Annotated in this window: 20 protein-coding genes; 5 read left to right on the forward strand and 15 right to left on the reverse strand. The window is 69.2% G+C overall.

Annotation, left to right across the window (positions count from 1 at the left end; all coding sequences use genetic code 11):
• The first annotated feature begins 103 nt into the window (after positions 1-103).
• Complete coding sequence (locus NYZ98_RS25165) at positions 104-358, forward strand: hypothetical protein (RefSeq protein WP_262845594.1); 255 nt, start codon at positions 104-106, stop codon at positions 356-358.
• A gap of 521 nt (positions 359-879) precedes the next feature.
• Here the strand turns inward: NYZ98_RS25165 and rlmN are convergent.
• Positions 880-1,983, reverse strand: a complete 1,104-nt coding sequence (gene rlmN / locus NYZ98_RS25170) for a 23S rRNA (adenine(2503)-C(2))-methyltransferase RlmN (protein ID WP_262845596.1) — start codon at positions 1,981-1,983, stop codon at positions 880-882.
• 108 nt (positions 1,984-2,091) lie between these two features.
• Between rlmN and NYZ98_RS25175 the strand changes: the two genes are divergently transcribed.
• On the forward strand, positions 2,092-3,123 hold the full coding sequence (locus NYZ98_RS25175; protein ID WP_262845597.1) for a suppressor of fused domain protein: 1,032 nt from the start codon (positions 2,092-2,094) through the stop codon (positions 3,121-3,123).
• Positions 3,124-3,173: 50 nt separating this feature from the next.
• Here the strand turns inward: NYZ98_RS25175 and NYZ98_RS25180 are convergent, their stop codons facing one another.
• From NYZ98_RS25180 to NYZ98_RS25205, 6 genes are all read right to left on the reverse strand, one after another.
• A complete protein-coding gene (locus NYZ98_RS25180; protein WP_407696428.1) occupies positions 3,174-4,115 on the reverse strand; it encodes a phosphatidate cytidylyltransferase in 942 nt (313 codons plus the stop codon).
• 394 nt (positions 4,116-4,509) lie between these two features.
• Positions 4,510-5,067: a ribosome recycling factor gene (gene frr / locus NYZ98_RS25185; protein WP_262845598.1), complete on the reverse strand. Its 558-nt coding sequence runs from the start codon at positions 5,065-5,067 to the stop codon at positions 4,510-4,512.
• 9 nt (positions 5,068-5,076) lie between these two features.
• A complete protein-coding gene (gene pyrH / locus NYZ98_RS25190) occupies positions 5,077-5,775 on the reverse strand; it encodes a UMP kinase (protein ID WP_262845599.1) in 699 nt (232 codons plus the stop codon).
• 137 nt (positions 5,776-5,912) lie between these two features.
• A complete protein-coding gene (gene tsf, locus NYZ98_RS25195; protein WP_262845600.1) occupies positions 5,913-6,746 on the reverse strand; it encodes a translation elongation factor Ts in 834 nt (277 codons plus the stop codon).
• A gap of 115 nt (positions 6,747-6,861) precedes the next feature.
• On the reverse strand, positions 6,862-7,854 hold the full coding sequence (gene rpsB, locus NYZ98_RS25200) for a 30S ribosomal protein S2 (RefSeq protein WP_262845602.1): 993 nt from the start codon (positions 7,852-7,854) through the stop codon (positions 6,862-6,864).
• A 461-nt stretch (positions 7,855-8,315) separates the two neighbouring features.
• On the reverse strand, positions 8,316-8,891 hold the full coding sequence (locus NYZ98_RS25205; RefSeq protein ID WP_262845604.1) for a helix-turn-helix domain-containing protein: 576 nt from the start codon (positions 8,889-8,891) through the stop codon (positions 8,316-8,318).
• A 138-nt stretch (positions 8,892-9,029) separates the two neighbouring features.
• On the opposite strand from NYZ98_RS25205, the gene NYZ98_RS25210 reads away from it, so the two are divergent.
• Positions 9,030-10,412 carry an MFS transporter gene (locus NYZ98_RS25210; RefSeq protein WP_262845605.1) on the forward strand — a complete coding sequence of 461 codons (1,383 nt, stop codon included), beginning with the start codon at positions 9,030-9,032 and terminating at the stop codon, positions 10,410-10,412.
• Between the two features lie 122 nt (positions 10,413-10,534).
• Here the strand turns inward: NYZ98_RS25210 and NYZ98_RS25215 are convergent, their stop codons facing one another.
• Positions 10,535-11,374 (reverse strand): CoA transferase, encoded by an 840-nt coding sequence (locus NYZ98_RS25215; RefSeq protein ID WP_316249605.1) that lies wholly within the window; start codon positions 11,372-11,374, stop codon positions 10,535-10,537.
• A gap of 63 nt (positions 11,375-11,437) precedes the next feature.
• Between NYZ98_RS25215 and NYZ98_RS25220 the strand changes: the two genes are divergently transcribed.
• Positions 11,438-11,797 carry a hypothetical protein gene (locus tag NYZ98_RS25220; protein ID WP_262845628.1) on the forward strand — a complete coding sequence of 120 codons (360 nt, stop codon included), beginning with the start codon at positions 11,438-11,440 and terminating at the stop codon, positions 11,795-11,797.
• Between the two features lie 551 nt (positions 11,798-12,348).
• Positions 12,349-12,921 carry a murein hydrolase activator EnvC family protein gene (locus NYZ98_RS25225; RefSeq protein ID WP_262845626.1) on the forward strand — a complete coding sequence of 191 codons (573 nt, stop codon included), beginning with the start codon at positions 12,349-12,351 and terminating at the stop codon, positions 12,919-12,921.
• Positions 12,922-12,945: 24 nt separating this feature from the next.
• Here NYZ98_RS25225 and NYZ98_RS25230 read toward each other — a convergent pair whose 3' ends face one another.
• The 7 genes from NYZ98_RS25230 to lepB all read right to left on the reverse strand — a co-directional run bounded on the left by NYZ98_RS25230 (position 12,946) and on the right by lepB (position 20,867).
• A complete protein-coding gene (locus NYZ98_RS25230; RefSeq protein ID WP_262845607.1) occupies positions 12,946-13,902 on the reverse strand; it encodes a phosphotransferase family protein in 957 nt (318 codons plus the stop codon).
• A gap of 507 nt (positions 13,903-14,409) precedes the next feature.
• Positions 14,410-15,528 carry a DNA-processing protein DprA gene (gene dprA / locus NYZ98_RS25235; protein WP_262845609.1) on the reverse strand — a complete coding sequence of 373 codons (1,119 nt, stop codon included), beginning with the start codon at positions 15,526-15,528 and terminating at the stop codon, positions 14,410-14,412.
• 629 nt (positions 15,529-16,157) lie between these two features.
• A complete protein-coding gene (locus tag NYZ98_RS25240; RefSeq protein WP_262845611.1) occupies positions 16,158-17,705 on the reverse strand; it encodes a YifB family Mg chelatase-like AAA ATPase in 1,548 nt (515 codons plus the stop codon).
• A complete protein-coding gene (locus NYZ98_RS25245) occupies positions 17,706-18,059 on the reverse strand; it encodes a YraN family protein (protein WP_262845613.1) in 354 nt (117 codons plus the stop codon). It lies immediately after the preceding gene.
• Positions 18,060-18,880: 821 nt separating this feature from the next.
• Entirely contained in the window at positions 18,881-19,204 is a 324-nt protein-coding gene (locus tag NYZ98_RS25250; RefSeq protein ID WP_114028898.1) for a DUF2469 domain-containing protein, read from the reverse strand.
• 39 nt (positions 19,205-19,243) lie between these two features.
• Positions 19,244-19,939 (reverse strand): ribonuclease HII, encoded by a 696-nt coding sequence (locus tag NYZ98_RS25255; protein ID WP_262845616.1) that lies wholly within the window; start codon positions 19,937-19,939, stop codon positions 19,244-19,246.
• A gap of 130 nt (positions 19,940-20,069) precedes the next feature.
• Complete coding sequence (gene lepB, locus NYZ98_RS25260) at positions 20,070-20,867, reverse strand: signal peptidase I (protein WP_262845618.1); 798 nt, start codon at positions 20,865-20,867, stop codon at positions 20,070-20,072.
• Positions 20,868-21,611: the final 744 nt, after the last annotated feature.

The raw sequence follows: 21,611 nt of genomic DNA on the forward strand, positions 1-21,611 counted from the left end.
GATGGCTTGGCTGGGATTCCAGGAATTCTTTTCCTGTTGCCGGCCCGGGGAGTTGGAATAGGTTCGGAGCGCGAAATCACTATTCCTCGGGCAGGAGTGTGCCATGGATCGTTCGGACGGCCGGGTCCTGGTGATCTTTCTTATCGCTATGATCCTTTTCGCCGTCGGCCGGCTCTATCAGCGGACGGTCAACGCCTGGGAAGCGTGGAAGGGCGCGATCAAGGCCGCGGCCGATGCGGCCGCGAAGATCCCCGGCGCGAAGTCGGCGGCTTGGGCTGCGGTCTGGCGGATGATCTTCGTGGGTACGCTGACCGTCGTGCTGGTGGCGGTGATCGCCAACGCATTTCGCTACATCTAGTGAGCGAATCCCCACATCAAAGCCTCCCCCTGGCCCGGCCTCTCTGCAGCCACCCCCGATGAACCTGGAGAATCCCCCACCCCTGGCTTGCCCATCAGATCGATGGCTTGCCGGTCAGACACCGTACCGGGCGCCGATTTCGCCGTCCCACGTCCCACCGCTTCGGCGCCTGTTTGGGTGAAACCGATGGTGGCGGAAGAGAAGTGGCCCGGCGACCGCGATGCCGGCAGGTCTGGGGTTACGCGCTTGTGTGGGGGTCCGTGGTTCGCTCCCGGGGGTTAAGATCCGGTCCCGGTGGTGGGTGGAGGGCCGGTTCGAGGTCAGGTCCGGGGTGAAAGCCCTTCGTGATTCGGTCTCGGGGGTGAAGGTGGTTCGAGGTTCGGCCCGGAGGCGGGGCCGGTTTGTGGTTTCGGTCTCGGGGTGAAGGCGGATCGAGGTTCGGTCCCGGGGGTGAAGGCCCTTGGTGGTTCGGTCCTGGGAGTGGGGGCCTTTCGTGATCCGGTCCGGGGGTTGGGGGTGGGTTAGGAGTCGGGGGTGGCGGCGGCTAGTTGGCCGCAGGCGCCGTCGATTTCGCGGCCTCGGGTGTCGCGGACGGTGACGGCGACGCCGTGGGACTCCAGGCGCCGGACGAAGGCTCGTTCGTCCTCAGGACGGGAGGCCGTCCACTTCGAGCCGGGGGTCGGGTTGAGCGGGATCAGGTTGACGTGGACGAGTTTGCCCTTGAGCAGGCGGCCCAGCAGGTCGGCACGCCACTCGTGGTCGTTGATGTCCTTGATCATGGCGTACTCGATCGAGACGCGGCGCTTGGTCTTGGCCGCGTAGGCCCAGGCCGCGTCCAGCACCTCGCCGACCTTCCAGCGGGTGTTGACCGGCACCAGCGTGTCGCGTAGCTCGTCGTCGGGAGCGTGCAGGGAGACGGCCAGCGTCACCGGCAGCCCCTCGTTCGACAGTTTCTCGATCGCCGGGACCAGGCCGACCGTGGAGACGGTGACGCCTCTGGCCGAGATGCCGAGGCCCTCGGGCGCGGGGTCGACGATGCGGCGGACCGCACCGATCACGGCCTTGTAGTTGGCCAGCGGCTCGCCCATGCCCATGAAGACGATGTTGCTCACCCGTCCGGGGCCGCCGGGGACCTCGTCGCGGGCCAGCGCGCGGGCGCCGGAGACGACCTGCTCGACGATCTCGGCCGTCGACATGTTGCGGGTGAGCCCGGCCTGTCCCGTGGCGCAGAACGGGCAGTTCATGCCGCATCCGGCCTGGGACGACACGCACATGGTCACCCGATCGGGGTAGCGCATCAGCACCGACTCGACCAGCGCGCCGTCGAAGAGCCGCCAAAGGGTCTTACGGGTCATCCCCTCGTCGCAGGTGATCTCCCGGACCGACGTCAGCAGATTGGGCATGAGCTGTGTCACGAGCTGGTCGCGCGACGCGGCCGGCAGGTCGGTCATGTGCTCGGGATCGGTGGTGAGCCGCTCGAAATAGTGCCGGGAGAGCTGGTCGGCGCGGAAGGGCTTCTCCCCCAGCTCCGTCACGGCGGTACGACGCTCCGCCATCGACAGGTCGGCCAGATGGCGGGAGGGCTTTGCCCGTCTTGGGGCGACAAAGGTTAGCTCGGCGGACATGTCCTTCTCTTAACGGTTTGCCAGAAGCTGCACTGGACAGCCATTCCGTGTGATCTATTGCGATCCTCGGCCGAACGGGGAGACGTCCACCGGAAAGGCGGATGAGCGTTGGGCACCACCGATGTCGTTCTCACCGACACCAGCCCCTACGGCAGTCGCGCGGTGACCGTCGAATATGACGGGGTGTCGTCGGTAGCCTACCTGCGCGACGCCCAAGGCGGGATCCACGGAGCGGTCTGGCTGGCCAACCACGGGCAGGCTCCCCCATCCGTCGACCTGGATCGGATCGGCGGCGGGCGGGCCCCCGTCATGCCCCAGGCCAACACGCGGATGCCCGAGGGCACGCGCCCGTTCAGGGCCGACGAGCTGGAGGTGCTCTGGTTCGAGGAGGGCGACGGCGCCGCCCTGTACGGCAACGGCCAGCTTCTGGCGGTCATTCCCGGCTGGGCCGATCTCGAGCGTGGAATGCCCGGATACGCGAGGGACGCCGTCGGGGAATCACCGTTCGCCTGGGCCCTGGACGAGGCGCTGGAAGGGCTGGCGCCCCGGATCGCCAAGGCGCGCTCGTACTGGGAGTGGCGGGACGGCGACGGCTCCTGGTCGTCGTTCCAGCAGTTCGTGATGAGCCACCTGGACGCCAAGGCCGGCCCGGCCGGAAGGTATTGGGACGTCGGCGGCGATCGCCTCCCCACGGTGGGCATCACCGAGCGCCCACGGGACGGGTACACGATGATCTCCACGGTGGGGATGAGCTGCCAGCGCATGCCCACGGTGGAGCAGTACATCCAGCGGCCGGACACCTACGCCCGGGTCGAGCTGGCCATCGCCACCCGTGGTGAGGTGACCGAGGCAGCACGGATCTTCCTCTGGCTGGCGCGGTACCCGTGGCATTCGGTCACCTGGCTCGGCCACGGCCACACGGCGCGCTGGTACCGCGAGTCGGCGTCGTTCCCGCTCGGCCCGAACTACCAGGGGGTGCTGATGCTCGACAGGGTGCCGAACCTGCCCGACCTGTCGGGATTCGCCTTCGGCGGCGACGAGGTCCGCTGGCTCTGGCTGGTGCCCATCACCGAGCAGGAACTCCAGCTGGCCGCCGACCACGGCTTCCAGGCGATCTCCCTGTCCGGACGCATCCCGTGACGTCTTCGCAGACGTGCCTGTGATCTCTTCGGGTCACGCGGGTCCGGTGATCACATGGGGACGAAGACCGCCAGGAGCAGCCAGACCGGGACCAGGGTGGCGAGCAGCGAGTCGAGGCGATCCATCAGGCCGCCGTGGCCGGGCAGCAGATTGCCCATGTCCTTGAGGCCGAGATCACGCTTGATGACCGATTCGACCAGGTCACCGAGGGTGGCGCACACGGCGACCACGACGCCGACGACGGCGCCCTGCCAGTACTGCCCCTCCAGCAGGAACCGGACCAGCAGCGCGCCGCACAGGACGCAGGCCAGCACCGAACCGGCGAATCCCTCCCAGGTCTTCTTCGGGCTGATCACCGACATCTGATGCCGGCCGAACAGGATCCCGGCGAAGTACCCGCCGATGTCGCTGCACACCGTGACGGCGACGAAGATGACCACACGGTCCGCCCCGTCGGGCTTGGCCAGCATGAGCGGGACGAACCCCGCGATCAGCGCGGGGTACACGGAGGTCAGGACGCTCGCGGAGACGTCGCGGACGTACCCGTCCTGGCCCTGGGACATCCGCCAGGTCAGCAGGGTCAGCACGGTCAGGGTGAAGGACCCCAGCAGCCAGATCGGGCCGCCCCAGTAGGCGGCGGCCATCATGACCAGGAAGCCCGCCACCACCGGCACGGCCGGAACCCGCATGTCGCGGGTGGCGAGCGCGCGGACCATCTCGACGATGCCGATGCCGACCGCCGCGACCAGCACGAGCAGGAAGAGGACCTTGAACACGTAGAGGGAGGCGATGACGGCGGCACCGAGGGCTACACCGACACCGATCGCCGCGGGCAGGTTCCGGCCGGTGCGGATGCCCCCGGGCTTGAGGCCGATGTTCGGCAGACCGGTCGGCGGACCTTCGGGGCTGGGGGGATCCGGGGGTGACGGCGCCTCGGGTACCGGGCCTGGGAGGTCATCGGATGCCGGCGAGGTCTCGGGCTCCGGTGGAATCAGGGGCGCCAGGCCTGGAGGGTTCTCGAAGGTCGGGCGCGGCGGGTCGGAGCGTTCGGGCCGAGGACCTCGGCCAGGCTCAGATCCCTCCGCAGGACCGGGACCGTCCTCAGGCCCAGGGGCGCCCTCGGCGCCAGGATCGCTCCCGGACGCACCGGGCGGGTGCTCCCCGGACCGATGGCCGCCGGACGGCCCGTTGCCGCCCGCCGCCGTACCTTCCACTGTGATCCCACTCTCGTACCCGTCCGGCACCGCTCGGCGACCCACTCTCCCGGCACCGTCCGCCGGAGCGGCGGGTATGGGCGGCGATGGGCCGGAACGCGGCGAAGGCGCTCCCACCCGCGGCCGGCACCGGAGTGGAAGCGCCCAACGTGACCTGCGACCTGTCCCGCGCTCAGACTTCGAGCAGCTCGGACTCCTTGTGCTTCAGCAGCTCGTCGATCTTGGCGACGTGCTTCTGGGTGAGGTCGTCGAGCTCCTTCTCGGCGCGGCGGACGTCGTCCTCGCCGGCGTCGCCGTCCTTGATCATCTTGTCCAGCGTCTCCTTGGCGTGCCGCCGGATGTTGCGCACCGAGACCTTGCTGCTCTCGGCCTTGTTCCTGGCGACCTTGATGTACTCCTTGCGGCGGTCCTCCGACAACTCGGGGAACACCACGCGGATCACCGCACCGTCGTTGCCGGGGTTCACCCCGAGGTCGCTGTCGCGGATCGCCTTCTCGATGGCGGTCATCGAACCCTTGTCGTAGGGCTGGATGATGACCATGCGAGCCTCGGGCACGTGGAACGAGGCGAGTTGCTGCACCGGGGTCGGCGACCCGTAGTAGTCGACGTTGATCTTGTTGAACATGGAGGGGCCGACCCTGCCGGTGCGGATCGCCGCGAAGTCCTCCTTGGCGACCACGACCGCCTTGTCCATCTTCTCCTCGGCTTCGAAGAGGGTTTCGTCGATCACAGCGGCTCCCTATTTCCCTACCGGACTCACCAGCGTGCCGATCTTTTCACCGCGCACCGCCCGCAGGATGTTGCCCTCGCCCATCAGGTCGAAGACGACGATGGGCAGGCCGTTGTCCATGCAGAGGCTGATCGCGGTGGCGTCCATGACCCCGAGGCCCCGCGTGAGGACCTCGCTGTAGTCGAGTTGGTCGAAGCGTACGGCATCGGGGTTCTTGCGCGGGTCTGAGTCATAGACCCCGTCGACCTGGGTGCCCTTCAGCAGCGCCTCGGCGCCGATCTCGAGAGCGCGCTGGGCAGCGCAGGTGTCAGTGGAGAAGAACGGCGAGCCGAGTCCGGCGCCGAAGATGACCACACGGCCCTTCTCGAGGTGGCGGATCGCCCGCCGGGGCAGGAAGGGCTCGGCGACCTGCTGCATCGTGATCGAGGTCTGGACGCGCGTCTCGATGCCGCGCTTCTCCAGGAAGTCCTGCAGGGCGAGGCAGTTGATGACGGTGCCGAGCATGCCCATGTAGTCGGCGCGGGCACGGTCCATGCCGCGCTCGGACAGGGCGGCGCCGCGGAACATGTTGCCGCCGCCGACGACCACGGCGACCTGCACTCCCTCGCGCACGGCCTCGGCGACGGAGTCGGCGAGCTTGGCGACCACCACCGGGTCGATCCCCAGCGGCTCGGCGCCCGCGAACGCCTCACCGGAAAGCTTCAGCATGACCCGCTTCCAGCGAAGCGGCCAGTTGTACGACTTGTCCGACGAAGCCGCCGACGTAGCGGGTTGTTGGATCTCCTGCACGACGGCGGCCTCCTCGTTGACGTTTACGAAGCTGGTCAGGTGCCTCTTGGCTAAGCCTATGCCTGCCCGACCTTGTAGCGGGCGAAGCCCAGGACCTTCACGCCCGCCTCGGCCGCGACCTTGGCGACGCTCTTCTTGGGGTCCTTGACGAAGGACTGCTCCAGGAGGGTGAAGTCCTTGTACCAGCCGTTGACGCGGCCGTCGACGATCTTTCCGATCGCGGCCTCCGGCTTACCCTCTTCGCGGGTCATCTGCTCGAAGACCGTGCGCTCCTTCTCGACCACGTCGGCCGGGACGGAGTTGGGGCTGAGGTACTTGGGGGCCATCGCGGCGGTGTGCTGGGCGATGTCCTTGGCCACCTCGGCGTTCGGGGTGTCGAGCTGCACCAGGACGCCCACGGTCGGGGGAAGCTGCGGGTCGGTCTTGTGCATGTACGAGGCGACGTAGCCGCCGTCGAGCACGACGAACCGGCGGACCTCGATCTTCTCACCGAGGGCCGCGTTGGCCTCGTCGAGGTACTCCTTGACGGACTTGCCGTCGAGGTCGGACTCCAGCAGGCTCGGCACGTCGGACGGCCGGGACGCGAGGACGTGGCCGACGACCCGGGCGGCCAGCTCCTGGAAGCGCTCGCCCTTGGCCACGAAGTCGGTCTCGCAGTTGAGCTCCAGGAGGGCGCCGAGGGACTCGCCCTCGTGCTTGACGGCGATCAGGCCGTTGGAGGCGGTGCGCGCCTCACGCTTGCCGACGTCCTTGGCGCCCTTGACGCGCAGCAGGTCGACGGCCTTGTCGAAGTCGCCCTCGGACTCCTCGAGCGCCTTCTTGCAGTCCATCATGCCGGCGGCGGTCAGCTCACGAAGCCGCTTGACGTCGGCCATGTTCACGGAAGCCATTGTCTTTCCCTCGTCGAGTCGTCGTGGATCGGGTGGGCGCGCCCTCGCGGCACGCCCACCCGTGTAGAGCCTTGCTTTGCCGTACGGCGGGGGGCCGTACGGTCTTGTGCGAGCCTCAGGCCTGCTGCTCGGTGTCCTCGCCGGCCTCGGCCTCGGGGGCGGCCGGCGCGTCCTCGGCGACCTTCTCGGGAGCGGCGTCGGTCTCGGGGGCGGCCTCGGCCTCGACAGCCTCAGGGGCCTCCTCGACCTCGGGAGCCGGAGCGGCGTCCTCCTCGGCGGCGACCGTGGCGGTCTCGTCGGCGGCGGCCTCCGGAGCGGCCTCGTCGTCCGCACGGGTGAGCAGCTCGCGCTCCCACTCGGCCAGCGGCTCGGCGACGGCGGCACCGGACGGCTTGTCATCGCCACGGTTCGCACCGGCGCGGGACATCAGGCCGTCGGCCACGGCGTCGGCGACCACGCGGGTCAGCAGGCTGACGGCGCGGATCGCGTCGTCGTTGCCCGGGATCGGGTAGTCGACCTCGTCGGGGTCACAGTTGGTGTCGAGGATGGCGACGACCGGGATGTTGAGCTTGCGGGCCTCGCTGATCCCGATGTGCTCCTTCTTGGTGTCCACGATCCACACCGCGCTGGGAACGCGCGCCATGTCGCGGATACCACCGAGGGTGCGCTCCAGCTTGTCCTTCTCGCGGCGGCGCATCAGGAGCTCTTTCTTGGTGAGCCCGGAGCCGGCCACGTTGTCGAAGTCGAGCTCCTCGAGCTCCTTCAGGCGCTGGAGCCTCTTGTGCACGGTGGAGAAGTTGGTGAGCATGCCACCCAGCCAGCGCTGGTTGACGTACGGCATACCGACGCGCGCGGCCTGCTCGGCGATGGCCTCCTGGGCCTGCTTCTTGGTGCCGATGAACAGGATCGTGCCGCCGTGGGCGACGGTCTCCTTGATGAAGTCGTAGGCGCGGTCGATGAAGGCCAGCGACTTCTGGAGGTCGATGATGTAGATGCCGTTGCGCTCGGTGAGGATGAAGCGCTTCATCTTCGGGTTCCAGCGACGGGTCTGGTGCCCGAAGTGAACACCGCTTTCGAGCATCTGTCGCATGGTGACGACGGGGGCCATGAGTATGGTCCTCCTGGGTAGAGCGCCCTGAGGGCGCGTGCCTCGGTTGTATGCGGAAGCCTGCGGCCACCGCCCTGACGCCCTGAGTCGTCCCATCCGGATCAGGACCCGGACCGAGAGGACGATTCGCCTGTGGGCGTGCGAAGTCGGCCCGTCTGACGGGCCACCAAAAAGTGTACCCGGAACCCAGCCACGTCCGGCCCACCGGACAAGGCCCCCGTACCTCTCAACGGGCGGCGCGCTGACGATCCGCGTCCGCATGGTGACGATCCGCTTGCGCGCGGCGTGATCCACGTGTCCGTGCGCCTCACCTTGGTGCCATGACCCTCACCCCGCCGTCCATGATCCTGGCGGCCCGGGCCGTCGGCCTGGGCGGGCAGATTGCGCGCACAGGCCGGCTTACGCGCTCGTTCACCCGGGGAGAGCGGCCCTGGCTGCGCAAGGCCGCCGGGGCCCGCCGGTCACCCGGGCGGGCGGGGGAAGAGCTGGACGATTCCCTGGACGAGCCGGGCGTCGGGAGGCGCCTCCTCCTGTGTGCGCGACTTGGACAGGTACGGCTGCAGGATCTCGGTCAACCGCGCCCCCAGCTCCTGAAGCTCCTCGGCGTTCACCAGGAGGAGCATCTGGTTGATCGTCGCGGCCTGGCGCCACTCCCGTGACTCGCGGACGCTGGACTCCAGGTAGCGGATCAGGTCGTCCATCAGCCCGCTGACGACGGTCCTGGCCAGGACGTTCTTCGCGTCGGCCAGTTCCGGGGTGAGCTCGTCGGGCTCGGCGACGGTGAAGCCGCGGTGCGGCGCCTGCCACATCCGCTCGCGCCCGTCCCCGCGCGGCGGGGCGTCGACCACGAACCCGTACTTGGCGAGCATGCGCAGGTGGTAGCTGCAGGCGCTCGGAGAGATCCCGACGACCTCCGCGCACTCCGTCGCCGTCGCCGGACCCTCCACCTGCAGCCGCCTGAGGATGGCCAGCCTGGCCGGATGCGCCAGCGCCCGCATGGCGCGAGGGTCATCGACCAATTGGTTCTGCTGACTCATACAAGGAACGGTAGTGCGTTCCCGCCGTACGTCCCCGTGATCGCCGGGCCCGATTCCGGTCCTACCCCCCGCCCAGCTCATGAGATCGGAGGATCTGAAGGGTAGCTTTCATAGTTATGAAGCGTTACCTTCATATCCATGAACCAGAGCGTCCCCCTCCGGCGGCAGCGCGATTACCGGTTGCTGTGGTCCGCGCGTGCGGTATCCGAGACCGGCACCGAGATCTCCCGTCTCGCCGTCCCCCTCACGGCCGCCGCCCTGCTGGGAGCGACCCCTTTGCAGATGGGGCTGCTCACGGCCGCCACGACCCTGCCGTACCTGCTGATCGGCCTGCCCGCCGGCGCATATGCCGACCGGCTCGCCCGCCGCCGTCCGATCCTGATCGCCTGCGAGGTCGCGTCCGCGATCGCGGTCCTGACCGTGCCGCTCGCCTGGGTGACCGGGCTGCTAACGGTTCCCTGGCTGATCGCCGTGGCGTTCACGGTGGGCACCTGCTCCGTCTTCTACCGCGCGGCCTGGTTCCCCCACCTGCCCAGCGTCGTCGCCGACCACCAGCGGACCGCCGCCATCACCGGGTTCCAGACGGTCTACTCCGCCGCGAGCGTCTGCGGCCCCGGGCTGGCCGGCGTCCTCGTCCAGACCCTGACCGCGCCTTTCGCCCTGGTCGTCGACGCGCTGTCGTTCCTCATGTCGGCCGTGTGCCTGCGCTCGATCCGATCGCCCGAGAAGCCCGAACCGGTGGACGAGATCCTTACCGAGTCTCAGCGTCCGGCGCTTCAAAGCGCAGGGTCTCAGCGTCCGGGATCTCGGAATCCGACGTCTCAAGGTCCGGGGTCTCAAGGTCCGGGACCTCGGAGTTCGGGGTCTCAGAGTCCGGAGTCTCGGCCTCGGAGGACAAGCGTTCTCGCCGACATCCGCGAAGGGCTGCGGGCCGTAGTGGACCATCGTGTACTGCGAGCGCTGATCACGACCGGCATGGTGGTCAATTTCGCGTCAGCCGCCCAGATGGCGCTCTTCATCCTTTTCGCCGTGAACACCCTCGGCCTGCCCGCTGGGGTGGTCGGCCTGCTGACCGCCTCGTTCGGCGCCGGCGGCCTCGCCGGAGCCGCCGCCGCGCCCCGGCTCACCCGCCGTTTCACCGAGAACCGGGTCATTCTCGGGGCGGTCATCGTGTTCCCCCTCGAATTCGTCGCGCTCGCCTCGGCGCACGGGTCCGCCTCGCTCCTGGTCCCGCTTCTCATGGGCGCTTACGCGATCAGCGGGCTCGCCACCGTGGTGTTCAGCGTCTGTTACGGGTCGATCCAGCTCCGCGAGTCCCCGCCAGACATGCTCGGCCGCGTGAACGCCGTCATGACGGTCGCCACCATGGGGATCATGACGCTAGGCGGGATCACGGGCGGCCTGCTCGGCGAGGTCATCGGCCTGCGCCCCGCCCTGTGGACCAGCGCCGCCTTGGTGCTCCCGGCCATCCTGGCCGTCTGGCTCTCCCCGCTCCGCCACCCCGCGCCCGCGACCGCCTGACGCCGAAGCCGATGGCCTCCGCCGAGCCGAGTCCGGTTCAGCCCGATTCCGGGCCATGCTCACCGCCTCGCGGACACGACCAAGAACGGACGCCAGCGATCGTCCGCCGATATGGGTCCCGTTCAGACCCACTCCGGAGGATGCTCGGCGCGGTGTGGAGGTGGGGATGACCAGTACGGCCGGACGCCAGCGATCTTCCCCGGTGGCCTGACGTAGGTCAGCCTTCCGAGTGGGGTCTCCGCCTCCTCCAGCAGGTCGCCCGCCTCCGGCTCGCCGACGTTCGCGCCGGGGACACGGCCGAGCCCGTCCAGCCAGAGGGCGGTGCGGGCGAGCGCCACCTCGACGTGCCAGGAACCCCCCTCGGCCCGCCCGCGCAGGATCCCGGCGACGGCACCCAGGGCCGCGAGCCAGCCGGTGGCGTGGTCGAGCACCTGCGCCGGCAGCGGGACCGGCCTCTCCCCTCGTCCGCCCTCATCCGCGATGCCGCAGGCCATCTGGACGAGGCTGTCGAACCCACGCCGCCCCGCCCACGGACCCCGCCCGCCGTACGCCGATATGTCGACACAGACGATCCCGGGTCTGATCGCGGCCAGGTCCGCTGGGCCGAACCCCAGCCCGGCCAGCGCACCCGGCCGATACGACTGGACGACCACATCCGCGCCCGCGACCAGTCGCCTGAACGCGTCCGCTCCCTGCCGGGTACGCAGATCGAGCTCGCAGGACCGCTTCCCGAACGCCGTGCTGATCACGAGGCCGGGAACCTCCGGCAGGTGGGCGGCGCCGACGCGGAGCACCTGCGCCCCGTACGCCGCCAGCGTCCGGGTCGTGACCGGACCCGCGATCACCCGGGTGAGATCCAGCACCCGAACCCCCTCCAGCGGCCTCACCCCACTCCCTTCGCCCTGCTCAGGCCCGTCAAAGCCCTGCGCCACCATGCGCCCAGGCCGGCCGTCGCGAGCCATACCAAGAGAACCGCCAACGACCCGGAGGCCTCCATCGGCGTCATGTCGCCCAGGCCGCCCTCGATGAGAGAATCCGGCCGATACGGGCTGGCCTTGGTCAAGGGATCCGACCGGTACGGGCCGGCCTTGGTCGGATGGTTCTGCGGAGTCGAGCCGGTCGAGGCCGATGAGGGGGAGATCGGCCACCGCGCGGCCCTGCGGATGTTCCTGCCACTCCGCACGACTACGCATCGCGGCGGCGCATCCTCCCGCCTCGGTCACCGCGTCCTCGATCTCCCGGGCGGCTCGGGCGGCGCAGGCGGTGGTCACCGCGAGCCGATCGGCGCCGATGGGAAGGTCGAGTGCGCGAAGTGCCGCGTCGCGATGATGATCGAAATTGCAGTGCAGCCGGACCCACCCGTCGGCCGTGCGATAGTCCCCTGACAGGGGTGCCCAGCCGACGGCCGGCTCTCCGTCGACGCGGAAGTAGAGCTCGTCCCGGAACGCGACGGCGGCCTCCCGCATGTCCACCTCGACCAGGGCTTCCGCACCTGTCGCCGTCGCGCGTTCCACCTGCCTCGCAGGACCTTCCGCACCCACCTGGCCCGCATCCGAGGTCACGGCATCGACGGGTCGGCGCGACCGCGCGACGGCCGCCGCCATAGCGCCGACGCACGCCGCAGCGGCTGTCCCGACCTTGAAAACGGACGGCAGAACCGGATCTTCCCCCGTCACCCGGACGGCAGGTAGATCAAGCCCGACCTGAACCCCCAGCTCCGCAATGACCTCGCCCACCATCCGATACCCCATCCGCACTCGGACAACGCCCGGGACTTATCCACAGAACGGCGTTCGGTGGATGGGCGCCGGTTGTTTCAGGCCAGTCTCCTCCTGTGCGACTTTCCGGGATCCTGCTGCTGATCGTGTCCTTCCTCACGGTCGGCTCCCCCTCTGCGGCCACTCAGCCACCAGGGGTGGCCTGGGTGAGCAGCGAAATGACCGACAGGGCCACACCGCCGTCCTCGGCTCACGGGCCGCCGGGCCGGGCCGCCTACCTTCCCGTTCCGCCCCTGCCGACTGAACCTGACGGCCGCTCGCTCGCGTCGAAGGAACCCAAGTGGCACCTGCCTCTGGACGGACCCCCAACCGTGCTCCGCCGTTTCGACCCGCCCGCCCAGCCATGGCTTCCTGGCCACCGAGGTGTGGACCTCCTGGCTCGGCCGAGACAGGAGGTCAAGGCGGCGGGCTCAGGTGTCGTGGGCTACGCCGGGCCCCTCGCCGGGCGGGGCGTGGTCATGATCGTGCATCCCGATGGGCTGCGCACCACGTACCTGCCCGTCCACGCCTCGGTCCGGCGCGGGCAACCTGTGGAAGGCGGAGCATTGATCGGCTCCGTCGAGGAAGCGACGGGGCACTGCCCCACGTCCTGCCTGCACTGGGGGCTAATCAACGAGAACCGCTACCTCGACGCTCTCCTCCTCCTCGGCCTCGGCCAGGTACGCCTCCTGCCGAGATGGCCCATCAGCGAAACGAGCAGACCCCAAACCGCAGACCCTCCAGGTAGCTGAAGGCCCTCCTTCTGGTCGGTGGGCTCAGGTCCAGGGCGTGCGGAGGCGGAGCCACTCAAGGGCGGCTTCGCCCTGGGCCGCCTGGAAAGCGCGCAGAGTGGGCAGGCCTGGCGGGTCGGGTTGACGGGACTGGTAGATGAAGAATCCGGCGAGCGCGGCCAGCACCGTGGTCACCGCGGCAGGATCCGCGCTCCGCCCGACCGGGTGACCGGCGAAGACCGCCTCGGGCGGCGGACCCCCCTGCATCCGCACGCTCGGCAGCATCTGCAGCAAGTCGAACCACGGGGCCCCGAGGAACGCCCATGGCCAATCGACGACGACCACCTTGTCGGCCGTGAGCAGCAGGTTGTCGCCCCGAATGTCCCCGTGGACCAGACTTTCTCCCTCCGCCGCCGCGGGCCACCGCTCCTCCATATCCGCGAGCGCGGGCAGGTGACGCGCTGCCCACGGGTCAAGCCCGGTCAGGTCGTCCGCCCCCGATTTGTGCGCCGCGAGCAGGCGCCGCCATCCCTGCAACTGGTCACCGAGCCGTTGCTCCGCGGTAGGGGCGACGACCGGAGACGGGGTCAGGCCAGCGGCCATCCGGCCCAACGTGTCCAGCACTCGCTCCAGTTCGTCGGCCCGCCAGGGGTCGGCGGGCGGGTGACCGTCCACGTCCTCGAACAGCAACGCGACCCACCCTTCGGAGTCGAACGAGGCCAGCAGCCTGGGCGCCGGCACATCGACGGGAAGGGCGGCGGCGATGCGGGCTTCGGCCCGGTGGATGTCGGCGCTCAGCGGGTTCGGCTCGGGGCCGACGGCTTTCGCGAACGCCCGCCGGCCGTCGGTCAACGTCAGCCGTACGGCGGCTCCCGGGGAGAACCCTCCCGCCTGTGTCACCGCCGTCGCGATCGGCGCACCCAGACGGGCCTCGACGGCCTGGCGGATCTTCTCAGGCACAGCTGACCAGGGCAGGCGCACACCTGTCGCGGGAGCGTTCATACTGCCATCTTGCCGAACCCCGTCCCAAGCGGCGCCCGACCACGCTCCCCCGACACAGCAGACCCACCCCAACCACCACCAACAACTCCAAAAGCATCCCGACCCCCACCCAGCACAAGACAGACCCCCCAGCCGACCCCACACCCACAGCACCCCAGACGACTGACGGCCACACCCCCAGCGTGTCGAATCCGCCATAAACACCACACACCGACTTCAAAAGCATTCCCGGCATCCGCCCAGCACGGGACAGAGCCTCCGCCGACCCACATCCATGTCGCTCAAGACGGCGGACGGGTGCACTCCCCTGATGTGGCGGATCCACCACCGTCGCCACTGAACGGCTCCTGAAGCGTTTCCGGCATGCGTCCAGAAGGGAGGCCGAGCCCTCGGCTGATTCGACACCCTTTGGCAGGGGGCTTTGGCTTCACGCATCTGTTTGGGGGGTTGGGGGTTCGGTTGGGTCCTTGGTTGCGGTGATCGGGGGGCGGGTGGGGTGGTTCGGGGTTATTTGGGTCGGCGGAGGCGCCAGCCTTGGTCGGCGCGTTCGACGAAGCCGGCGGCTGCGAGGGCTCCGAGGGAGCTCAGCGCCGTCAGGAGGTCGACGCCTGCCGCGACCGCGATCGTCGCCGGTCCGGAACCGGCGCGTGCCGGCACCGCTTCCAGGACGCGCCGGGTCTCGTCGTCGAGTGCGTCCCTGGGCAGGACCGGCCCTCTCGGCTCCGGCGCCAGATCATCACCTATGGCTCCGACCAGTTCGATGACCTCTCTGGCGGAGGTGACGCAGACCGCCTCCGATCGCCGGATCAGGCGGTGGCACCCCACGGAGTTTTCCGAGGTCACCGGGCCGGGGACCGCCGCCAGATGACGCCTGAGCGTCACGGCGTGGCCTGCGGTGTTCAGCGCCCCGCTGCGGAGCGCCGCCTCAACGACGACGGTGCCCCGAGACAGCGCGGCGATCACCCGGTTGCGTACCAGGAAGCGAAGGCGCGTCGGCCGGACGCCCAGTGGACACTCACTCACGACGACTCCCCTGCTGCGGATGGCCGCGAACAAATCCTGGTTCGCGGCGGGATAAGCGATGTCGGTGCCGCATGCCAGCACGGCGATGGTCTGCGCGACGCCCGCCAGGGCTCCTCGATGCGCCGCCGCGTCCACGCCGTACGCGCCGCCCGAGATGACCGTCCAGCCGGCCTCGCTGAGCCCGGCACCGAACTCGGCCGCGACGTGGGCGCCATAGGGGGTCGCGGCGCGGGATCCCACCACCGCCACGGAACGCAGGCAGGAGAAGCGGAGATCCGCGTCCCCATGGAGCCACAGGCCCAGGGGCCGTTCGGACCCCAGGTCGTCGAGCTGGGTGGGCCATTCGAGATCCCCAGGCACTATCAGGCGTGCTCCCAGCCGCTCCCCTTCGGTGAGGTCGGCGATGGGATCGGTCGCCGGGAGCCGTGCGCGCCACGCCTCAAGCAATCGGCGGACATCGAGAGGACGCCCTTTCACGGCGGCGAGTTCTTCGACGAAGACGGGATCCAGGCACCCTCGCCGCACCTGCCCGAGCGCCCCCTCGGGGCCGTACGCGGCGACCAGTTTCCCCATGACGCGGTCCCCGGCGTCCGCCAGCCGCATCAGCGTCACCCTGGCCAGCCGCCGAGCGTCCCACCGAAGGCTCCCCTCGCCCACGCCGTACCCGAAATCGGTCTGTGAACCACTCCCGGTGGCGACACCATGGTCTCTTCTCTCCCCCGGGCCGGCTTCGGGCGGCGATCCGCGATCAGGACCGATGTCCCAGGGGTCGGCCTGATCGCCATCCCTGGTGGACGCACCACTCTGCCCGCGCGCCGCGGCCTCGTCCGACTCGCCGCCGAGGAGCGGTCCAGAGACGAGGGGTGGTCCAGAGGTGAGGGGCGTTTCGGATCCGACGGGTGGTTCGGAGGTCGAGAGGGTGTCTCCGTCGGCCGTTGAAGCGCCGGACTCGGTTGGGGGATCGCCTTCGGTGTCGTTCTCTGGACCGGCGTTGACGGTCGGCGGTGGGGTGGGGTGAGCATTCTCGGGATGCGTTGCACTGGGGTCTTCTGGACGGACGCCCGTGTCCGATCTCGGCGGACCGCTCGTGATCGATTGGGAGGCGGTGGTCGCATGAGGATCATCAGGTGCGGTCCCGGTCCCGGTCCCGGTCGCGATCGGGGTCGCAGTCGCAGTCGCAGTCGCAGTCGCAGTCGCGGTCGTAGGCGCAGTCGTGGTCGTGGTGGGGGCGTTCATTCGGTGCCTAGCCATAGGCCTAGGGCGGCGTTGGTCTCTGATACTTCGGGGCGGTCCTTGCCGAGGAGGTCGGCGAGGGTCCAGGAGACGCGTATGACCCTGTCGAGTCCGCGGGCGCTCAGTTCGCCGGTGTCCAGGCATCGGTAGAGCGGGGACATCGCCGTCGAGGGCAGCCGGTAATCCCCGTGCAGCATGGCCGTGGGGATCTCGGCGTTGCATCTCCATGGCGTGCCCGCGAGACGCTTGACCGTGCGCTCCCGCGCCTGCGACACCCGCTCGGCCACGACCGTGCTCGGCTCGATGAACTGGCGATCCGCGAGCAGTTCACGGCGGGTCGAGCGGTTGAGCCTGACCTTGACGTCGATGCGGTCGATCAACGGCCCGGAGAGGCGGGCGAGATAGCGCCGCCGCTGGGTGGGGGTGCACTGGCAAGGACTCTCGGGGGTGGACGGCTGCGCGCAGGGGCACGGGTTCGCCGCCAGAACGAGCATGAACCTGGCTGGAAACGACACGGTGCCGGCGGCACGGGCCACGGTGACCTTCCCCGACTCCAGCGGCTGTCGCAGCGAGTCGAGCACGCGCGCCGGGAACTCCGGGGCCTCGTCCAGGAAGAGCACGCCCCGATGAGCGCGGGAGACGGCACCCGGCCGGATCACGCCGCTCCCTCCGCCGACGATGGCGGCGATGGTCGCCGTGTGGTGCGGTGCCATGAACGGCGGGTGCGTCAGCAGCGGGCGGCCGGGAGGCAGGATGCCCGCGACCGAATGGATGGCCGTGACCTCCAGCGCCTGGTCGCGGTCGAGCGGCGGCAGCAGGGTGGGCAACCGTTCCGCGAGCATGGTCTTCCCCGTGCCGGGCTGGCCCATCATCCAGAGGTTGTGGCCGCCGGCTGCGCACACTTCGAGGGCGCTGCGCGCCATGGCCTGACCGGCGACGTCGGCCAGGTCCAGCGCGGGTGGCGCCTGCGCGTCTGGTTTGTTCCAGGAGACCGGTTCGGTGGGTTCGGTGAGGGTGGGCATGTTGGCCTCGTCGCCGCTTCGCAGCCATTCGACCAGTTCGGCGAGATTGATCACGGGCACGACCGTGAGCCCCGGCACCAGGCCGGCCTCGGCGGCGTTCTGGAACGGCACCACCACCGACTGCGCGCCCGCCTCGGCCGCCGCCACGGCGGCCGGTAACACTCCGCGAACCGGTTTGATCGAGCCGTCCAGACCGAGTTCTCCGAGGAAGAACGGGGACGAGATGCGCTTCCTCGGGACCAGACCGGCCGCTCCGAGCAGGGCGATCGCGATGGCGAGATCGAAAAGGCTTCCGCGTTTGGGCAGGCTGGCGGGGAACAGGCTGATCGTGACCCGCGCGTCCGGCCAGGCGTACCTGCTGTTGATGATCGCCGAGCGGACGCGGTCGCGGGCTTCGCTCAGGGCCGTGTCGAGCATGCCGATCAGGTTGACCCCCGCGATGCCGTGACCCACGTCGGCCTCCACCTCGACGACGTGACCGCTGACTCCGACCAGGGCCACGCAGCGCGTACGGGCGACGGCCATTCAGGACACCCCCCGGTCGTGACGGATGGAGAACTCTCCGGCGAAGCGCTCCAGCGCCACGACGTCGATGCGGATGGAGGAGAACCACTCGGGCTGGCCGCTCAGCCACTTGGCCGCCAGGGTGCGGAGCCGGGCGAGCTTGGCGTGGGTCACCGCCTCGAAGGCGGTGCCGTGGCTTCTGCCCGAGCGGGTCTTGACCTCCACGACCACCAGAACCGGCCCTTCACGGGCCAGGATGTCGATCTCGCCATCGGGGCACCACCAGTTGCGCTCCAGGATCCGCAGGCCCGCTGCCCGCAGGTAATCGACGGCGAGCTGCTCGCCGTGCTTTCCAAGCTCATGCGTCGCGGCCATGAGACCACCTCCGGCGCTGACCTTCTCGAAGGACCTCTGTCCCTCGACGGCCGAACCGGATTCTGTGGACAGAAACGCTTGGGACAGGGCCCTGTGGACGGCCGGTCACCGGTTCCCGGGCGGGAGGCACTCGTCCGAACAGCCCGCTGCCACAGGGACTTTGCGAACCGGAGGCTTGGGTCCTGGGGTGACCGTCCTCGAAGATCCCGGCATTGGCCTGTGGATAAATGCGTGGCTGGGAGGTGCGCCCTGCTGGGGACGAACATGCTGCGCTGGTCTAAGGAAGATTCAGGGCTCAGCGAATCCATTAAATGGTCAAATTTGGGACAAAGCACCCAAATCAAGAGGCCAGACGATCCGAGTCGTCTCCGAGATCAGGACCGGATGTGGACCTCAATGGGGAAAGGGACACGGGGTTCATCGGCCCACAACCGTGGGGCCAGAATGTCCACGCCACGGCTCACCGCGCCACCGACGCACCGCCAAGGTAGGCGCGTTGTGGTGGCGACGATAGCGGGCGGGGTGAACCCTAGGCGATTGACTCGGCGTCCCATCGGGCACCAAAACTTCCTCCTGCCTGCGCCCACGTGTGGGGCGGGGAGGAAACAGAGTGGCTCGGCCAGAGTGTGATCCGGCCACTACCGCCCTGGCGGCGGCTGTGGGAGGTCGTGAACGCAGGGTCGCCAGGGTCACTGGCTTGCATGCTTTATGGCGCGCCGGGTGCGGGTCTTGCCGCGTGCCGTCGAGGGGCGGGCAGGAGTGTCCGACGCCGGGGCGTGGGTGGCGGGGCGTGGTGAGAGGTGATGGTGGGGCGAGGGGGTTTAGGTGGAGAAGCCTTCCTTGGGCATTTCCAGGTCTGGCTTGGCCAGTTCCTCGACGTTGACGTCCTTGAAGGTGACCACCCGGACGTTCTTCACGAACCTCGCGGGACGGTACATGTCCCACACCCAGGCGTCCTGCATCTTGACGTCGAAGAAGACGTCGCCGTTCTCGGCGGTGCGTACGTCGAGATCGACGGAGTTGGTCAGGTAGAAGCGCCGCTCGGTTTCAACGACATAGGTGAACAGACCGACCACGTCGCGGTACTCCCGGTAGAGCTGCAACTCCATCTCGGTCTCGTATTTCTCGAGATCCTCTGCGCTCATCCCGGTCCTCCACTTCCCTTCCTTCCCCGGCGCGACCAATCAGGCGACACCGGCCCCCACTCCATTCTCGCCTATCTCACTGCCCGCTCCGGACCGCACCACCGAGTTCACTGTCACAAAGGAGAACCGATGATGCGGGCAGGGGCCGTGAGCCGCGAGCGCCCGCCGATGCGCGGCCGTGACATATCCCTTGTGTTCGGCGAAACCATACTGGGGATACCGGCCGTCCAGCGAGGTCATCATGCGGTCCCTGGTCACCTTGGCGACGATGGACGCCGCCGCCACGCAGGCCGAGACCTGGTCACCCTTCCACACCGCCAGCGACGGCGCGGGAAGACCAGGAACCGGGAACCCGTCGATCAGAACGTACCCGATATCGCACCCGAGGCCGACCACGGCCCGCCGCATACCGGCGATGTTGCATTTGTGCAGCCCTCGCGAGTCGATCTCCTCGGAAGGGATCACCACGACCTTCACGGCGCGGGCGGTCGCCTGGATGCGGTCGTGCAGCACCTCGCGCCGAGCCGGGGTCAGCAGCTTGGAGTCGGCCAGACCCTCGATCTCGGGGCCGAGGACCACGGCCGCCACCACCAGAGGCCCCGCGCAGGCTCCACGGCCCGCCTCGTCCACGCCGGCGATCGGGGACAGGCCCCGGCGTGCCAGCGCGCGCTCGTAGCCGTAGAGCCCCGAATCCCGCCGCACGATGCTGGGGCGCGGGCGAAATAGGACAGTCATAAGGCGAGCGGCTCGGCTGCCCGCCGCGAGGGTACGGACCTGCGGGAGAGTCGAGCCCCCCGGCCGATCAACGGCGATTCGAGCGCGACCATGCGGCCAAGCCTACGCCCCAATCGGCCGTGGGGGTACGCTATCGCACCTTTGAGAACGTCGCCGGGACCGGCAATGTGGTCACCCGCGAGAACGGCCAGTAGAGCGCGAACGCCCGTCCGATCACGTGGTCGGTGGAGATCGTGCCGTGGAACCGGTCGTCTATGTAGGCGCGGGAGTCCTCGGAGGCGGCACGGTGGTCGCCCATCAGCCAGAGCCTGTCCTTGGGCACGGTGACGTCGAACTTCTTCTGCGAGGGGAAGTCCTGCGGGTTGAGGTAGGACTCCTCGTCGAGCGGGGTGCCGTTGACCGTGATGCGCCCCTTGGCGTCGCAGCACTTCACGTGGTCTCCGCCGATGCCGATCACTCGCTTGATCGTGGTGGTGCCGTCCCAGCCGTCGAAGACGACCACCTCGCCGCGTCCCAGGTCGCCCGTCAGCCTGTTGACGATCACCCGGTCGTTGATCAGCAGGGTGTCCTCCATGGACTCGGACGGGATGTAGAAGGAGTCCAGGACGAACAGGCGCACCAGCAGGGCGGCGACCACCCCTCCGGACACCAGCAGGATCGACTCTCGCCAGCTGGACTTCTTCTTGGTGGGAGGGGGATCGCCTTCCGGTGCATCGGCTGGGGGGGCTTGGTCATCGGATGCCGGCGGGGCGGGCTGCCCTGGGCCTGCCGGTTCGTGATCGGCGGGTCCTGTCGGTGCGGGGGCGGGTGGGGTGGCGGGAGTTGAGGGGTCTGGCGTGGTGGAGTCCGAGGGGTCCGAGGGGGCGGGGGTCGAGGGGTCTGGGGTGGGCTTGTGCTGGGCGGTACCCGCCGGGTCTGTGCGACTCATCGAAATCACGAGGCGATCGCGGGCTACCGGCCGCGGGCCTCTCTCCTTCTTTCTCGTCGAGGGTGGCTCATATTGGTGCCCACATGATGTCTGCCAGGGCTACCGGGGGTCGTGGGAGCGGGGAGGCTTTACCGAGTCTGCCGACGGGCCGCCAGGGCCCTGTGGGGGGTCCAGCGGGGCCGGGGTAGTGGCTGGCCGACGTGGAGTCTATGGACGATCATTGGGTTGACGTCGTACGGGCGGTGTCCCCTCGTTCGCCTGGGTGACCGCCGTACGGCGCGCCGGGATCGTCGTACATCGTCCCACTGCTTCAGCGGCTGGTGAGGCGGCACGGTGGGTGGGAGATCAAGGGCGCCTGGCGAGAGCGTGTCGTTTGTGCGGGGTCAGGGGCAGCCTGGGTCGGGGTGGGCCTGGTTTGCCGGTGTGGCCGCCGTACAGGGCGCCGGGATCGCCGTACACCGTCTCACCGCTTCGGCGCCACGTAGGGGAGCACGGTGGAGGGCGGGGAGATCAAGGGCAGCGCCCGGGTACGAAGGTTTCGGTATGCGAGGGCTCGCGACGCCCATCAGACGCGCCCTGGGTGTCGGGGTGGGCCTGGTTTCCGGTGGGCCGCCGTACTGAGGGCCGGGGTCGCCGTACACCGTCTCACTGCTTCGGCGCCCCCTAAGGCGACGCGGTAGGTGGGTGGGTGGGGGGATCAAGGGCGCCCTGGGACGGAGGTTTCGCTATGCGGGGGGGTCTCGG

Origin of the sequence: Sphaerisporangium corydalis, from assembly GCF_025506355.1 — a bacterium.
Classification (GTDB): Bacteria; Actinomycetota; Actinomycetes; order Streptosporangiales; family Streptosporangiaceae; genus Sphaerisporangium; species Sphaerisporangium corydalis.

What these genes read in the sequence shown, in the direction of transcription:
- NYZ98_RS25230 (WP_262845607.1), bottom strand. Translation starts at nt 13,902, where the DNA reads ATGAACGCTCCCGCGACAGGTGTGCGCCTGCCCTGGTCAGCTGTGCCT.
- NYZ98_RS25220 (WP_262845628.1), top strand. Translation starts at nt 11,438, where the DNA reads ATGAGAGAATCCGGCCGATACGGGCTGGCCTTGGTCAAGGGATCCGAC.
- NYZ98_RS25240 (WP_262845611.1), bottom strand. Translation starts at nt 17,705, where the DNA reads ATGGCCGTCGCCCGTACGCGCTGCGTGGCCCTGGTCGGAGTCAGCGGT.
- lepB (WP_262845618.1), bottom strand. Translation starts at nt 20,867, where the DNA reads ATGAGTCGCACAGACCCGGCGGGTACCGCCCAGCACAAGCCCACCCCA.
- NYZ98_RS25255 (WP_262845616.1), bottom strand. Translation starts at nt 19,939, where the DNA reads ATGACTGTCCTATTTCGCCCGCGCCCCAGCATCGTGCGGCGGGATTCG.
- NYZ98_RS25165 (WP_262845594.1), top strand. Translation starts at nt 104, where the DNA reads ATGGATCGTTCGGACGGCCGGGTCCTGGTGATCTTTCTTATCGCTATG.
- NYZ98_RS25245 (WP_262845613.1), bottom strand. Translation starts at nt 18,059, where the DNA reads ATGGCCGCGACGCATGAGCTTGGAAAGCACGGCGAGCAGCTCGCCGTC.
- NYZ98_RS25205 (WP_262845604.1), bottom strand. Translation starts at nt 8,891, where the DNA reads ATGAGTCAGCAGAACCAATTGGTCGATGACCCTCGCGCCATGCGGGCG.
- dprA (WP_262845609.1), bottom strand. Translation starts at nt 15,528, where the DNA reads ATGCGGCTGGCGGACGCCGGGGACCGCGTCATGGGGAAACTGGTCGCC.
- NYZ98_RS25215 (WP_316249605.1), bottom strand. Translation starts at nt 11,374, where the DNA reads ATGGCTCGCGACGGCCGGCCTGGGCGCATGGTGGCGCAGGGCTTTGAC.
- rlmN (WP_262845596.1), bottom strand. Translation starts at nt 1,983, where the DNA reads ATGTCCGCCGAGCTAACCTTTGTCGCCCCAAGACGGGCAAAGCCCTCC.
- pyrH (WP_262845599.1), bottom strand. Translation starts at nt 5,775, where the DNA reads ATGCTGAAGCTTTCCGGTGAGGCGTTCGCGGGCGCCGAGCCGCTGGGG.
- NYZ98_RS25210 (WP_262845605.1), top strand. Translation starts at nt 9,030, where the DNA reads ATGAACCAGAGCGTCCCCCTCCGGCGGCAGCGCGATTACCGGTTGCTG.
- tsf (WP_262845600.1), bottom strand. Translation starts at nt 6,746, where the DNA reads ATGGCTTCCGTGAACATGGCCGACGTCAAGCGGCTTCGTGAGCTGACC.
- NYZ98_RS25225 (WP_262845626.1), top strand. Translation starts at nt 12,349, where the DNA reads ATGACCGACAGGGCCACACCGCCGTCCTCGGCTCACGGGCCGCCGGGC.
- NYZ98_RS25250 (WP_114028898.1), bottom strand. Translation starts at nt 19,204, where the DNA reads ATGAGCGCAGAGGATCTCGAGAAATACGAGACCGAGATGGAGTTGCAG.
- rpsB (WP_262845602.1), bottom strand. Translation starts at nt 7,854, where the DNA reads ATGGCCCCCGTCGTCACCATGCGACAGATGCTCGAAAGCGGTGTTCAC.